The sequence below is a fragment of the Paraburkholderia pallida genome (assembly GCF_004524855.1).
GTDB lineage: Bacteria > Pseudomonadota > Gammaproteobacteria > Burkholderiales > Burkholderiaceae > Paraburkholderia > Paraburkholderia oxyphila.
Window position 1 is genome coordinate 893,087 of sequence record NZ_CP038148.1, and the last position, 12,534, is coordinate 905,620.

The 12,534-nt window shown below is 66.3% G+C and carries 12 protein-coding genes; 6 read left to right on the plus strand and 6 right to left on the minus strand.

Annotated features, from left to right (window positions below; all coding sequences use genetic code 11):
* The first annotated feature begins 168 nt into the window (after positions 1–168).
* A complete protein-coding gene (locus E1956_RS03970) occupies positions 169–390 on the plus strand; it encodes a hypothetical protein (RefSeq protein WP_134747523.1) in 222 nt (73 codons plus the stop codon).
* 213 nt (positions 391–603) lie between these two features.
* On the opposite strand, the gene E1956_RS03975 is transcribed toward E1956_RS03970, so the two are convergent.
* Positions 604–888: a hypothetical protein gene (locus E1956_RS03975; protein ID WP_134747524.1), complete on the minus strand. Its 285-nt coding sequence runs from the start codon at positions 886–888 to the stop codon at positions 604–606.
* A 75-nt stretch (positions 889–963) separates the two neighbouring features.
* Entirely contained in the window at positions 964–1,803 is an 840-nt protein-coding gene (locus tag E1956_RS03980) for a Mut7-C RNAse domain-containing protein (RefSeq protein WP_134747525.1), read from the minus strand.
* A 116-nt stretch (positions 1,804–1,919) separates the two neighbouring features.
* Here E1956_RS03980 and E1956_RS03985 point away from each other — a divergent pair, with 116 nt between their 5' ends.
* Entirely contained in the window at positions 1,920–2,831 is a 912-nt protein-coding gene (locus E1956_RS03985; RefSeq protein WP_256377770.1) for an NAD(P)-dependent oxidoreductase, read from the plus strand.
* Positions 2,832–3,064: 233 nt separating this feature from the next.
* Positions 3,065–3,433, plus strand: coding sequence for a response regulator (locus E1956_RS03990; RefSeq protein WP_134747527.1), 369 nt, complete (start codon positions 3,065–3,067; stop codon positions 3,431–3,433).
* A gap of 380 nt (positions 3,434–3,813) precedes the next feature.
* On the opposite strand, the gene argC is transcribed toward E1956_RS03990, so the two are convergent.
* The 3 genes from argC to E1956_RS04005 all read right to left on the minus strand — a co-directional run bounded on the left by argC (position 3,814) and on the right by E1956_RS04005 (position 6,272).
* On the minus strand, positions 3,814–4,761 hold the full coding sequence (gene argC / locus E1956_RS03995; RefSeq protein ID WP_134747528.1) for an N-acetyl-gamma-glutamyl-phosphate reductase: 948 nt from the start codon (positions 4,759–4,761) through the stop codon (positions 3,814–3,816).
* Positions 4,762–5,015: 254 nt separating this feature from the next.
* Positions 5,016–5,597, minus strand: coding sequence for a flavodoxin family protein (locus E1956_RS04000; RefSeq protein ID WP_134747529.1), 582 nt, complete (start codon positions 5,595–5,597; stop codon positions 5,016–5,018).
* Between the two features lie 87 nt (positions 5,598–5,684).
* Entirely contained in the window at positions 5,685–6,272 is a 588-nt protein-coding gene (locus E1956_RS04005) for a YbhB/YbcL family Raf kinase inhibitor-like protein (RefSeq protein WP_232071263.1), read from the minus strand.
* A 312-nt stretch (positions 6,273–6,584) separates the two neighbouring features.
* Between E1956_RS04005 and E1956_RS04010 the strand changes: the two genes are divergently transcribed.
* Positions 6,585–7,286 (plus strand): response regulator, encoded by a 702-nt coding sequence (locus tag E1956_RS04010; RefSeq protein WP_134747531.1) that lies wholly within the window; start codon positions 6,585–6,587, stop codon positions 7,284–7,286.
* 126 nt (positions 7,287–7,412) lie between these two features.
* Here E1956_RS04010 and E1956_RS04015 read toward each other — a convergent pair whose 3' ends face one another.
* A complete protein-coding gene (locus tag E1956_RS04015) occupies positions 7,413–8,099 on the minus strand; it encodes an orotate phosphoribosyltransferase (RefSeq protein ID WP_134747532.1) in 687 nt (228 codons plus the stop codon).
* Between the two features lie 430 nt (positions 8,100–8,529).
* On the opposite strand from E1956_RS04015, the gene E1956_RS04020 reads away from it, so the two are divergent.
* Positions 8,530–9,888, plus strand: a complete 1,359-nt coding sequence (locus tag E1956_RS04020) for an MFS transporter (RefSeq protein WP_134747533.1) — start codon at positions 8,530–8,532, stop codon at positions 9,886–9,888.
* Between the two features lie 347 nt (positions 9,889–10,235).
* Positions 10,236–12,521, plus strand: coding sequence for an NADP-dependent malic enzyme (locus E1956_RS04025; protein WP_134747534.1), 2,286 nt, complete (start codon positions 10,236–10,238; stop codon positions 12,519–12,521).
* Positions 12,522–12,534 lie beyond the last annotated feature (13 nt).

Genomic DNA, 12,534 nt, shown 5'->3' on the forward strand with positions numbered 1-12,534 from the left:
TGTCTCACTGACAAGACACCGGCCCAATTACGGATGACAAACCGCCTACGCTGCGTAATACTGCTTCGCGCGAATCGCCCGCCCAGATCGGCCAGCGGACCGTTTCGCCGTACTGCAAAGCTAATTCACAACGTGCCGGTCATACTTGTCAGGTTTGGGGAACAACAGATGAAAAAGATTCTCGCCTCGCTCATCGCAGCATCCGTCGCACTGATTTCGGCTCAAGCTTTTGCTCAGGAAGCATCGGGCGCCGCCGCGGCTGCTCCGGCTGCCGCCGCTCCGGCAAAGGCCAAGAAGCAGCACAAGAAGCTCAAGCACCACGGCAAGCGCGCGCCCGTGCAGGAAGCCGCTTCGGCCGCAGGCACGAGCGACAAGGGCGCGCAGCAGTAAGGCGCCCCATCCGGCCCGCGCGGCAACGAAGCCGCAGGCGGGCAGCGGAAAGAAAAAACCAGAGCCGATGCTCTGGTTTTTTTGTCCCCGTTTTTCGCGCGTTATGCGACGCGCGATGGGGCGTTATAGCGCGCTACAGGGCGCTAAATGGCGCTATGGGGCGCTATGGGGCACACAACCCGCACGTCATGCGCGAGTCGCGGCGTCTCGCGTTCAAGACGCGTCGTGCGCAAGCCCGGCTTCGAGCAGCTCGGTCAAAAGGCCGGTCAGACCTTGCGGATGATCTTCCGCGCGCGCCTTCAGCTTTTCCACGAGATCGGCGTTGAGCTTGCACGCGAACGGCACGAGGCCCGCGGCCTGGTCGAGCTTGCGCTGCTCGCGGCGGTCGAGCGCCGCGGGGGTCGAGCCCTTGCCGAAGCGGTCGGGGCCGGCCTTGTTCGTCGATTGCATCAGTTTCAGCGCCTTGTTTTTCTCAAGGTCGAATTTTTTCATGGCCATGGGTTCGGCTCCGAGGTTGGGCAGTGGCGCGCATTGTACGCAAACGCCTGCGCGCGTCCATCGCGGCGACGCGCATCAGGGCGTGGCGTCGCCGTCCGGGTCGTGCTGTTCATCGGGCGAAGTGGCATGTCCACCGGCTTGCGCGGCTGGCGGCGTACCGTCGCGCGCGCCATTGCGCGTGCCGGCCACGTCGTCGATCAGCGCGCGCATCCGTCGCCAGTGCGAGCCCTCCCAGAACACCCGCTCGCAGACGTCGCAGGTGACGAAGCGCGCTTGCCGCTCGAATACGCCGTCGGGCACGCGCGAGCGCACCTCGCCGGGCGCGATGCGCCGCAGCGGCGCATTGCAGGTCAGGCATAGCCGGAACGGCTGCACGCTCGCGGCGAGATCGAGCCGCTCGAACAGTTCGTAGAGCTGGGCGCGCGGCTTGAGCGCGCGCACGTAGCAGCCGTGCGTGATGCTGCGCCGCTTGAGGAGCTCGCGGTCGCGCGTGAGGACGATGCGGTGCTCGGCTGCGGCGAGCGATTCGATGGCGTCGTCGGCGAAATGGTTGTCGTAGAGGGTGTCGAAGCCGGTGAGCCGCAGCAGTTGCGCGAGGCCGCCCAAATGGGCATCGGCGATGAAGCGCATGTCCCGCAGCGGGCTCGCGCGCACGCGCAGCAGGGGCCGGATGTCGAGCGCCTCGAACTTTGGATAGACGGCCACGCGGTCGCCGTCCGCGAGCGGATGCTCGAATCCCACCGACTCGCCGTTCACGAGGATCAGTTCCACTTCGGTGTGCGGGACCCCGAGCGCCTCGATCATGTGTTTCGCCGTGGCGTTGCGCGCGCACGGGCAACTGAACGCGCGCCGGCGCAGCGGCCGCGCGAGAAAGTCGTTCAGCTCCTCGTAGAAGCGGAAAGTGGCGGTGACCATGGCACCAGTATCGCACCGCCGCTACGTCCCTGGCGTGCTCTGCTGGACGACGGGCGCGGCGGCTTCGCAATTCGCTGCAGCGCCGCGCGCACTGTGCTTTACTGCCGCTTGACATCATCAGGCGCCACCCAGGGCGTCTCCTCAAGGAGCAGACGATGGATATCGGCTTTATCGGCCTTGGCGAAATGGGGGCTGCAATGGTCGCCAACTTGCTGAAGGCGGGACACACGGTGCGCGTCTGGAACCGCACGCCGGAGAAGGCAGAGGCGCTGGCCGCCGCGGGCGCACGCGCGGTTGCGGCGCCCGCGGAGGCGTTCACCGGCGACGCCGTGATTTCGATGCTCGCCGACGACGCGGCGCTGCGCGAAGTGGTCGACGCGACGCTGCTCGAGCACGCGCCGCGCGGCCTCGTGCACGTGAACATGGCGACGATTTCGGTGGCGCTGGCCGAGACGCTCGCGCGCGAGCACGCCGAGCTCGGCCTGCACTACGTCGCCGCGCCGGTGCTCGGGCGGCCCGACGCCGCGGCGGCGGCGAAGCTCACGATCATCGCGGGGGGCGCCGCCGAGGCCATCGACCGCGTGCAGCCGCTGTTCGACGCGATCGGCCAGAAGACCTGGCGCATCGGCGCGCTGCCGCAGCAGGCGAACGTGATGAAACTCGCCGCGAACTTCATGCTGGCGGCGGCAGTGGAGGCGCTCGGCGAGGCGGCGGCATTGCTGGGCGGCCATGGTGTGGCGATGCGCGACTTTCTCGACGTGGTCACCGCCGGGCCGTTTCCGGGCCCCGTCTACGCGGGCTACGGCGGCATGATCGCGGAAGACCGCTACGAGCCGGCGCTCTTCAAGGCGCGCCTCGGCCTGAAGGACGTGCGGCTCGCGCTGGCGGCCGCCGACGCGGTCGCGACGCCGCTGCCCGTCGCGAGCGTGCTGCGTGACAGCCTGCTCGAAGCCGTTGCGCACGGCGACGGCGAGCGCGACTTTGCGGTGCTCGGCAAGGTCGCGGCGCGCCGCGCGGGCCGCGCCTGAGCGGTGCGAGCACCGGTGGGCGTTCGAAGTGGCGAATCGCGTCGGCGGGGGGCGAACAAGGGAGCGAGCGGTCCGGTTTGCCGGTCAAAATCCTCAGACGACCGCTCGTTGACGCACAAAGCCCGGCCGGGCCGCGGTGGATAATGTGGAACGAATAAGACGCCTGAGAGCAAGGCGTCGAGCCACGCGAGCGGACGGGGAACGATGCAAACCAGTGGGAACGGAGACGGCGGATGGAGACGCGCATCCTGATCGCCGATCATGACGAGAAGTCGCTGGCAGGGCTCGGCACATTGCTGGCCGACCTCCAGTACGCGACCGCCATGGCGAAAACACTCGATGACGCAGCCGAAGCCGCTGCGCGCTTCATGCCGGACGTGGCGATCGTTGCGCTGTCGCTCGCGCCCGACGATGAGCCGGCCGCTCTCGCAAGGCGGCTGCGCGAAGCCTGCGGCGCACGCGCGCCGCTACTGATCGCGCTGAGCGGCTGGGGCGAGTCGCGCCATCGCGAGCAGGCGCTTGCCGCCGGCTTCGACGTGCATCTGGTGCGGCCAGTGGGGCTCGACCAGTTGACGTTCATTCTCTCGATGGTCGCCCAGTAGGCTTTTTCGGGGCCCATCGGGCTCCCTCGGCCGCCATTCCCGCGGTTCCGGACCCGCGCCCCGTTATCCGGGTAATCCTGATGCCTCATTTTGTTGCTTATTAGCAACGTTCAGGGTCCACACTACTTTACATGTTGCGTCGCACCAAGTAGTTCGCTATACTTGTTTCTGTCTCCTCCATGTCTCCTCTGATATGGATTCAGCCCGCCAAGCATGGCGGGCTTTTTTTTGCCCGTACGATTTGCGTCGCAGTCAGCCGGTGCGAGCCAGCGCCTCCCGCAAGCGCCGCCCATAAACAAAAAACCCGGCGCTTTGCAGTGCCGGGTTTTTCGCTTTAGCCGCCGCGGAGATGCCGGCGGCTCGCCTGAGCCCTCTAGCCTTCAGGCATTCAGGCCGGTGTCCTCCGCCGCGCCGATGGCGAGATTCATGCACTGGATCGCGGCGCCCGAAGCGCCCTTGCCCAGATTGTCCAGACGCGCGACGGTCACGAACTGCTCGTCGTTGCCGAACACGAACAGGTCGACACGGTTGGTGTCGTTGTTCGCCTGGACATCGAACATGCCCTCGTCGAGGTTGGCTTCGGCGTTGAACGGCATCACACGCACGAATTTTTCGCCGCCGTAGTACTCGGCGTAGAGCGCCAGCACGTCTTCGGGCTTCGCGCGGCGCGTGAGCTGCTGCGGCGAGTAATAGGTCGTGACCGCGAGACCCTTGTAGAACGGGCCCACGATCGGCGTGAACACGGGCGCGCCTTTCAGGCCGCCGTGGAACGCCATTTCCGGCAGATGCTTGTGCGTGAGGCCGAGCGCGTAGGGGCGCGGGCTCATGAGCTTCGCGTTGCCGCCGGCCTCGTACTCCGCAATCATCTTCTTGCCGCCGCCGCTGTAGCCCGTGAGCGAGTAGGCGTGCGCCGCGAAATCGGGCGCCACGAGCCCCGCCTCGACAAGCGGACGCATGGCCAGCACGAACGCCGAAGCGTGGCAGCCCGGCACGGCAATGCGTTTGGCGTTGCGCACGCGCTCGCGCTGCGCGCGGGTCAGCTCGGGCAGGCCGTAGGCCCAGTCGGCGTGGGTGCGGAAGGCCGTGCTCGCGTCGATGAGCACCGTGCGCTCGTTTTCGACGAGCGAGGCCGACTCGCGCGAGGCGACGTCGGGCAGGCACAGGAAAGTCACGTCGGACGCGTTGATGAGACGGCGGCGTTCCTCGACGTCCTTGCGCTTCGCTTCGTCGATGCGCAGGATCTCGACGTCGGCGCGCTCAGACAGGTATTCGAAAATCTTCAGGCCGGTCGTGCCTTCCTGTCCGTCGACAAAAACTTTCGTGCTCATCTCGGTCTCTCTGAAACTCGGGGATTGCGGGCGCTGCCTGCCGCGCCGGCGAAACGTGCCGCGCGGCGCTCACCCATGCGGCGCCGGAACGGTATTTTAAGACCGATGGCGGCTCGAGGTGCGGCAAGCGGTGGAAAAAAATCGGGAGTAACCCGTAAGGCTGGGGCTGGCCGCAGCCTTGGGGCGCGAAGGCCTCGCGCTCACTTTGCGCGAGGCGCGTTTAGAAGATATGACAGCGCGAGGCCGCGCGCGTTTCAGGCCGCGGCGGCGCGCCCGGCCAACCAGCGGGCCGTGACCGCGGCGACGCGCGCGCCGAAGGCCCGCGCGGTTTCGAGATCGCCGGCGGGCGGCGCTTCGTCGGGCGACGCGTCGGCGGGCGATTGCGCGAGCAGGCCCGTGAAGCCGCCCACGAAGTTCAGGTCGTCGCGCGTGGCGGCCTTCGTGTTCGCGGGCATCATGCCGGTGCCCGACCAAATCATGCTGTGCTGCATGGCGAGCGTCACGAAATACTGGATGGTCGAGAACTTGTCGCCGTTCATCGTGGCGGAGTTCGTGAACCCCGCGGCGATCTTGTCTTTCCACTTCTGCGTGAACCAGACCTTGGAGCTTGCGTCGGCGAACTTCTTGAAGTCGGCGGACGGACCGCCCATGTAGGTGGGCGCGCCGAACACGATGGCGTCGGCGGCATCGAGCTCGGCCCAGCCGGCATCGTCGATCTCGGCGACGGCCAGCAGCTTCGCATCGGCGCCCGCGTTTTGCAGGCCGTCGAGCACCGCCTCGGCAAGTTTTTTCGTATGGCCGTAGCCGCTGTGATACGCAATGACGATTCGAGACATGTAGGGCTCCAACAGAAGGTTGGACGACAGGAAGAGAGCGCTGGCCGCGCGGTGACATGTTAGCCGGAGCCGTGTGCCCCGCGTCTTTCAGCGTCCGTACGTGACGGTGATCTGCGCGCTGCCGAGCGCGGCGCCGTGGATCGCGTGATCGAACACGGCTGCGGGAGCGCCGGGGGCGAGCGCAAGCTTGTCGACGCCGAGCGCATAGACGGTCACGACGTACCGGTGCGGTTTGCCCGGCGGCGGACATGGGCCGCCGTAGCCCGCACCGCCGAAGTCGTTGAGCGCTTCCAGCGCGCCGAGCTGCTTGAGCGCACCCGAGGCGCTGGCGTTTTCGGGGAGTGCATTCACATGCGCGGGAATGTTGGCTGCGGCCCAGTGCCACCAGCCGGAGCCCGGCGCATCGGGATCGAACATCGTGACGGCGTAGCTGCGCGTTCCTGCCGGTGAATTGCGCCATGTCAATTGCGGCGAACGATTCGCGCCTGTGCAGCCGCTCTCGTTGAACACCTGTGATGCGGCAACCTGTGCGCCATCGCGAAAGTTCGTGCTGCTGAGCGCAAACGTGCTTTGGGCGTGAACATCCGCACACGCCAGTGCGATGAGAAGGAGGCCTGTAGCGAGGCGGCCAATCGTCCGCGCGTTGATGGCGCGCGCACCCTTTACAGTCGGCAACGCAGAACGCGTAGTCTGACAGGCAAGGTCGTGTGAGACGCGCATAGTCCAGTTCTCCTGTATGTTTGTCAAAGACGCGTGACACACCGCCGACGGCTCGTTTCGAATTGTGCGCGGGATCGAACTTCGTTCAATATAACGGCAATAAGCGCGCGCGTTTTGGCCGCCTGACGGCTGCGCGCGCGCGGAAATCGGCTATAGTCGCCTGCTTTCCTGCCCACACAGGAAGCGACTTTATCGGGGGTGTGGGGTGTCTCGGGCAGATGGCCGATCAGAAAGAAAGACAAGCAGGACTGTCTCCACGGAGGGGTGATGCAGCAGCAGCCAATCAGGGTCGTAGTCGCGGACGATCATCCGGTGATCTTGTTCGGCGCGGAGCATGCGCTGCTCAAGTTTCCGGGCATTCAGGTCGTCGGCCGAGCCCGTCAGTCCACCGAACTGATCAAGGCGCTGCAGACCACGCCCTGCGATGTGCTCGTGACCGATCTCGCGATGCCGGGCGGCCAGTACGGCGACGGCCTGCCGCTCATCGGCTATCTGCGCCGCAACTTCCAGGACATTCCCATCGTCGTCCTTACGATGCTCGAAAATGCGGCGCTCCTGAAGCGCCTGGGCGAGCTCGGCGTGATCGCGGTGGTCCACAAGTCCGACGACCTGAGCCATATCGGCCTCGCGGTGCAGCACGTGAGCCGCGGTCTCGAATATATGAGCCCGCAAGTGAAGGTTGCGCTCGAATCATTGCGCATCAATAGCGGCGGCAAGAACGAGGAAGTGATCCTCTCGAAGCGCGAGCTCGAAGTGGTGCGGCTTTTCGTGTCCGGCATGACGATCAAGGAAATCTCCGAAAAGCTCAATCGCAGCATCAAGACGATCAGCACGCAGAAGAACACGGCCATGCGCAAGCTCGGGCTCGATCGCGACTCGGAGTTGTTCCAGTACGCGCAGAGCAACGGCTTGCTCAATCTCTCGTCGCATGCGCCCGAAGACGGCGCGGCCGGTGGAGCCGTGTCCTGAGGGCACACGGCCTCGGCGCGAGATTGCGCGAGGCATGAAAAAAGGCCATCGCCCTTGCGGGCAGATGGCCTTTTTGCTTGAGCGGGGCGCGCTGGCGGGGGAGCCCGGCGCAGCGCGCTCGCGGGCTTACTGCGGTGCCGCGGTCGCGCCGCCGTGCGCCGCCGACCATTCGGCCGGTGCGTGCAGGAATTTCTCGACTTCGTCGAGCGTCTTCGTTTCGAAGTAGCCCGATTCCTTGGCGACGCGCAGCACATCCCACCACGTGGCGAGTGCATGCAGGTCGACGTCGATGTCCTTCAGAACCGAGACGCTTTCCTTGAAGATGTTGTAGTGGAACAGCACGAAGCAGTGATTCACCTGCGCGCCGGCCGTGCGCAGCGCGTTGATGAAGTTGATCTTGCTGCGGCTGTCCGTGGTCAGGTCCTCGACCAGCAGCACGCGCTGGCCTTCGGTGAGCAGACCCTCGATCTGCGCATTGCGGCCAAAGCCCTTCGGCTTCTTGCGCACGTACTGCATCGGCACCATCAGGCGGTCCGCGAGCCACGCCGCGAACGGGATGCCCGCGGTTTCGCCGCCGGCCACGGCGTCGATCTGCTCGTAGCCGACGTCGCGCAGAATGGTTGCCTCGGCCATTTCCATCAGGCCGCGGCGCACGCGCGGATACGAGATCAGCTTGCGGCAGTCGATGTAGACCGGGCTCGCCCAGCCGGAAGTGAAGATGAAGGGCTTTTCGGCATTGAAGTGCACGGCCTTCACTTCGAGCAGCATTTTCGCGGTTGCGTCAGAGATCGTCTGGCGATCGTAGCCTGTCATGGGCGAATCCTTGGATATGAGTGAAGTGCGGGAGGTGGGCGCTCGCGTGGGCCCGATGGCGCTGGCACGGCGAATCCGGACGGTATGCGCCGGAACTCGCGATGCGCGGCCAGGATGGCGTCGATCGTCTGAGGTTTGGCTTCAGGCGACTCGCTCGCTCCGGGCGGCTTCTCTTGCGCGCGTAGCCCGGTATTTTACCCGACTTGACGTTCGCCGACGAGTCGCACTGACAGTGTCTGTTGCAGCGTCTGGCGGCTTTGTAGGGTGGGATCAAGGCATGGCCCGCCCGAGGAGGCCGCTCGCGCGCCGCCTGCGCCGTGGCCCGAATCCCTGGCGCCCGGCCAGGCTGTTGCGGTTGTGGCTGCGCGGGCCCGCCAGTAAACTCACGCCGGTTTTCGCCGGGCCCGCGCCCAACAAGAGGATTGTCCGAATGACCGCCGCTTCTCGTCCCGAACCTCGTCCCGAGCCGCCTACCGAGGCGTCGGGACTCACGCCCGCCGATACCGCCATCGCGCCCGCCGCCATCCCGCACACGAGCGATAACGCCCATGCGGCGCAGCCGAGCGGCCACGCCGTGCGCGCGCTCATCGCTTCGGTGCTCGGCTACGCGATGGACGGCTTCGACCTGCTCATGCTCGGCTTCATGCTGCCCGCCATCAGCGCGGAGCTGCATCTCTCGGGTGCGCAAGCTGGCTCGCTCGTCACGTGGACGCTCGTGGGCGCGGTCGTGGGCGGCATCGTGTTCGGGCTGCTCTCGGACCGTTTCGGGCGCGTGCGCGTGCTCACCTGGACGATCCTCGTGTTTGCGGTGTTCACCGGACTCTGCGCACTGTCGCGCGGCTACGCCGACCTGCTCGTCTACCGCACGATTGCCGGCATTGGGCTCGGTGGCGAGTTCGGCATTGGCATGGCGCTGGTCGCCGAGGCCTGGCCCGCCCAGTTGCGCGCGCGGGCGTCGTCGTATGTCGGGCTGGGCTGGCAGGTGGGCGTGCTCGCCGCGGCGCTGCTCACGCCGTGGCTCTTGCCCGTGATCGGCTGGCGCGGCATGTTCGCGATTGGCCTCCTGCCCGCCGTGGTGTCGTTCGTCGTGCGCCGGGGCGTGGAAGAACCGGAGCTGTTCGTCGCGCATCAGGCACGCATGGCACAGGCTCGAGCGCAGACGCCGGCGCACGCGCGCGGCGCATGGCTGCGCGCGCTCGGCCTGCTGGTCGCCGACGCCCGCACGGCGCGCGCGAGCCTCGGCGTGACGGTGCTCTGCTCGGTGCAAAACTTCGGCTACTACGGGCTGATGATCTGGCTGCCCGCCTACCTTTCGAAATCCTTTGGCTACTCGCTGACGAAGTCCGGCCTCTGGACCGCCGCGACCGTCGCCGGCATGGCGCTCGGCATCTGGCTGTTCGGCGTGGCAGCCGACCGCTTCGGGCGCCGGCCCGCGTTCCTGTTCTATCAGGTGGGGGCCGTGGTGATGGTGTTCGTCTATGCGCACTTGAGCACGCCATTCGCGCTGCTGATTGGCGGCGCGGCCATGGGCGTGTTCGTGAACGGCATGATCGGCGGCTATGGCGCGCTCATTTCGGAGCTCTATCCGACGGCCGCGCGCGCCACCGCCCAGAACGTGCTCTTCAACATCGGCCGGGCCGTGGGCGGCTTCGGGCCGCTCGCCGTTGGCGCGATGGCGGCCCGCTATTCGTTCACGGCGGCGCTCGGCATGCTGGCGGCCATTTATGTGCTGGACATACTCGCGACGCTTTTTCTGATTCCTGAACGGCGCGGCGCCGCGCTCGAGTAAGCCCCGGAGCGGGCGGGACGGGCATACCGGGGGTAGGGGTGCGGCGCAACGCCGCATCTCTCGTTGCGTGGGACGTCATCTGTGATGCCACATGGGAGTCGCATCGGGGTCGTAAGGGGCCGCATTGGGTGCGCATAAACAGCAAGCGCCACGGCCATTTGCGGGCGCCACAAATTCCCGGTATCAGTCTTTGACCCGACTCGCCGCAATCATGGCGGGGTGTACACTAATCCCCCGCCATTTCGCCCGCGCCGTTCCGCCTATGGTTTGGCTGCGAGCGCCGCGCGAACCGGCGGGCCTACGAACATAAAACTTCTCTCGTCTCTCACGTCCTGGCAGGCCCGAAAATGGATGAACAACTGAAGCAAAGCGCGCTCGCGTATCACCAGAATCCGAAGCCCGGCAAGATTTCGGTCACGCCCACCAAACCGCTCTCCAACCAGCTCGATCTGTCGCTCGCGTATTCGCCGGGCGTGGCCGCGGCCTGTGAGGCGATCCACGCCGAGCCGCTCGATGCGCAGAAGTACACCTCGCGCGGCAATCTGGTCGGCGTCGTGACCAACGGCACGGCCGTGCTCGGCCTCGGCAACATCGGCCCGCTCGCGGCCAAGCCCGTGATGGAAGGCAAGGGCTGCCTGTTCAAGAAGTTCGCCGGCATCGACGTGTTCGACATCGAGCTCGATGAGCACGATCCGGACAAGCTCGTCGAAGCGATCGCCATGCTCGAGCCCACGCTCGGCGGCATCAACCTCGAAGACATCAAGGCGCCCGAGTGCTTCTACATCGAGCAGAAGCTGCGCGAGCGCATGAAGATCCCCGTCTTCCACGACGACCAGCACGGCACGGCCATCATCGCCTCGGCGGCCATCCTCAACGGCCTGAAGGTCGTGGGCAAGGAACTCGGCAGCGTGAAGCTCGTGTGCTCGGGCGCGGGCGCGGCGGCTATCGCGTGTCTGGACCTGCTCGTGAAGCTGGGCCTGAAGAAAGAGAACATCCTCGTCTCCGACTCGAAGGGCGTGATCTACGAAGGCCGCGGCAATCTCGATCCGTCGAAGCAGCGCTACGCCGCCAACACCGACGCGCGCACGCTCGGCGACGCCATCAAGGCCGCTGACGTGTTCCTCGGCTGCTCGAGCGCGGGCGTGCTCAAGCCCGAGATGGTCAAGGAGATGGGCGACAAGCCGCTGATCCTCGCGCTCGCGAACCCGGAGCCGGAAATCCGCCCCGAAGAGGCGAAGAAGGTGCGCCCGGACGCGATCATCGCCACGGGCCGTTCGGACTATCCGAACCAGGTCAACAACGTGCTGTGCTTCCCGTTCATCTTCCGCGGTGCGCTCGACGTGGGCGCGACCACCATCACGGAAGAGATGAAGCTCGCGTGCGTGCGCGCGATCGCGGAACTCGCCGAAGAAACCGACCAGGGCGACGAAGTGGCGAAGGCCTATGAAGGCCACACGCTCGAATTCGGCCCCGATTACCTGATTCCGAAGCCCTTCGATCCGCGTCTGATCATCAAGATCGCGCCGGCCGTGGCCCAGGCCGCGATGGATTCGGGCGTCGCCACGCGTCCGATCCAGGACATGGACGCCTACCGCGAGCAGCTTGGCGCGACCGTCTACCGTACGGGCATGGTGATGCGCCCGGTGTTCGCGGCGGCGAAGGCCAACAACGCGCGTATCGTGTTCGCCGAGGGCGAGGACGAGCGCGTGCTGCGCGCCGCGCAGTTCGTGCTGAACGAGAAGATCGCCAAGCCGATCATCGTGGGCCGTCCGTCCGTGGTGGAAATGCGCCTGAAGAAGATGGGCTCGAAGCTGCGTCCGGGCACCGACTTCGAGATCGTCGATCCGGAAGACGATCCGCGCTTCCAGAAGAGCTGGCAGGCGTACCACGAACTCGGCGCGCGCCAGGGCATCACGCCTGAGGTCGCCAAGGCGTCGGTGCGCAAGTTCAACACGCTGATCGGCGCGATCCTCGTGCATCTGGGCGACGCGGACGGCATGATCTGCGGTCTCGTGAACAGCTTCGACTATCACCTGAAGTACATCGAGCAGGTGCTGGGCAAGGCCGCCGACGCCGACAACTACGCGGCGATGAACCTGCTGATGCTGCCGGGCCGCAACCTGTTCATCAGCGATACCTACGTGAACGAAGTGCCGAGCGCCGAGCAGCTCGCCGACATGACGATCCTCGCCGCGCGCGAGATCGAGAAGTTCGGCATCGCGCCGAAGGTCGCGCTGCTCTCGAGCTCGAACTTCGGCAGCGTGCGTTCGTCGACCTCGCAGCGCATGCAGGCCGCGCGTCAGCTGATCGCGCAACGCGCGCCGCAGCTCGAAGTGGATGGCGAAATGCACGGCGACGCGGCGCTCTCCGAGCTGATCCGCAAGCAGTCGTTCCCGGGCACGACGCTCACGGGCGAAGCGAACCTGCTGATCATGCCGAACGTGGAAGCGGCGAACATCGCGTACAACCTGCTGAAGGTGGTGGGCGGCGAAGGCGTGACGGTGGGCCCGTTCCTGCTGGGCGCGTCGAAGCCGGTGCACATCCTCACGCCGGCGGCGACGGTGCGACGCATCATCAACATGACGGCGGTGGCTTCGGCTAATGCGACGGTGAACAAGGCCGCCGCGCGCTAAGCGCAGTGCAGCG

Bases quoted from the DNA above. Each gene is read 5' to 3' on its own strand.
- E1956_RS04010 (WP_134747531.1), top strand. From the start codon at position 6,585: ATGCAGCAGCAGCCAATCAGGGTCGTAGTCGCGGACGATCATCCGGTG.
- E1956_RS04020 (WP_134747533.1), top strand. From the start codon at position 8,530: ATGACCGCCGCTTCTCGTCCCGAACCTCGTCCCGAGCCGCCTACCGAG.
- argC (WP_134747528.1), bottom strand. From the start codon at position 4,761: ATGAGCACGAAAGTTTTTGTCGACGGACAGGAAGGCACGACCGGCCTG.
- E1956_RS04000 (WP_134747529.1), bottom strand. From the start codon at position 5,597: ATGTCTCGAATCGTCATTGCGTATCACAGCGGCTACGGCCATACGAAA.
- E1956_RS03980 (WP_134747525.1), bottom strand. From the start codon at position 1,803: ATGGTCACCGCCACTTTCCGCTTCTACGAGGAGCTGAACGACTTTCTC.
- E1956_RS04015 (WP_134747532.1), bottom strand. From the start codon at position 8,099: ATGACAGGCTACGATCGCCAGACGATCTCTGACGCAACCGCGAAAATG.
- E1956_RS03970 (WP_134747523.1), top strand. From the start codon at position 169: ATGAAAAAGATTCTCGCCTCGCTCATCGCAGCATCCGTCGCACTGATT.
- E1956_RS04025 (WP_134747534.1), top strand. From the start codon at position 10,236: ATGGATGAACAACTGAAGCAAAGCGCGCTCGCGTATCACCAGAATCCG.
- E1956_RS03990 (WP_134747527.1), top strand. From the start codon at position 3,065: ATGGAGACGCGCATCCTGATCGCCGATCATGACGAGAAGTCGCTGGCA.
- E1956_RS03975 (WP_134747524.1), bottom strand. From the start codon at position 888: ATGGCCATGAAAAAATTCGACCTTGAGAAAAACAAGGCGCTGAAACTG.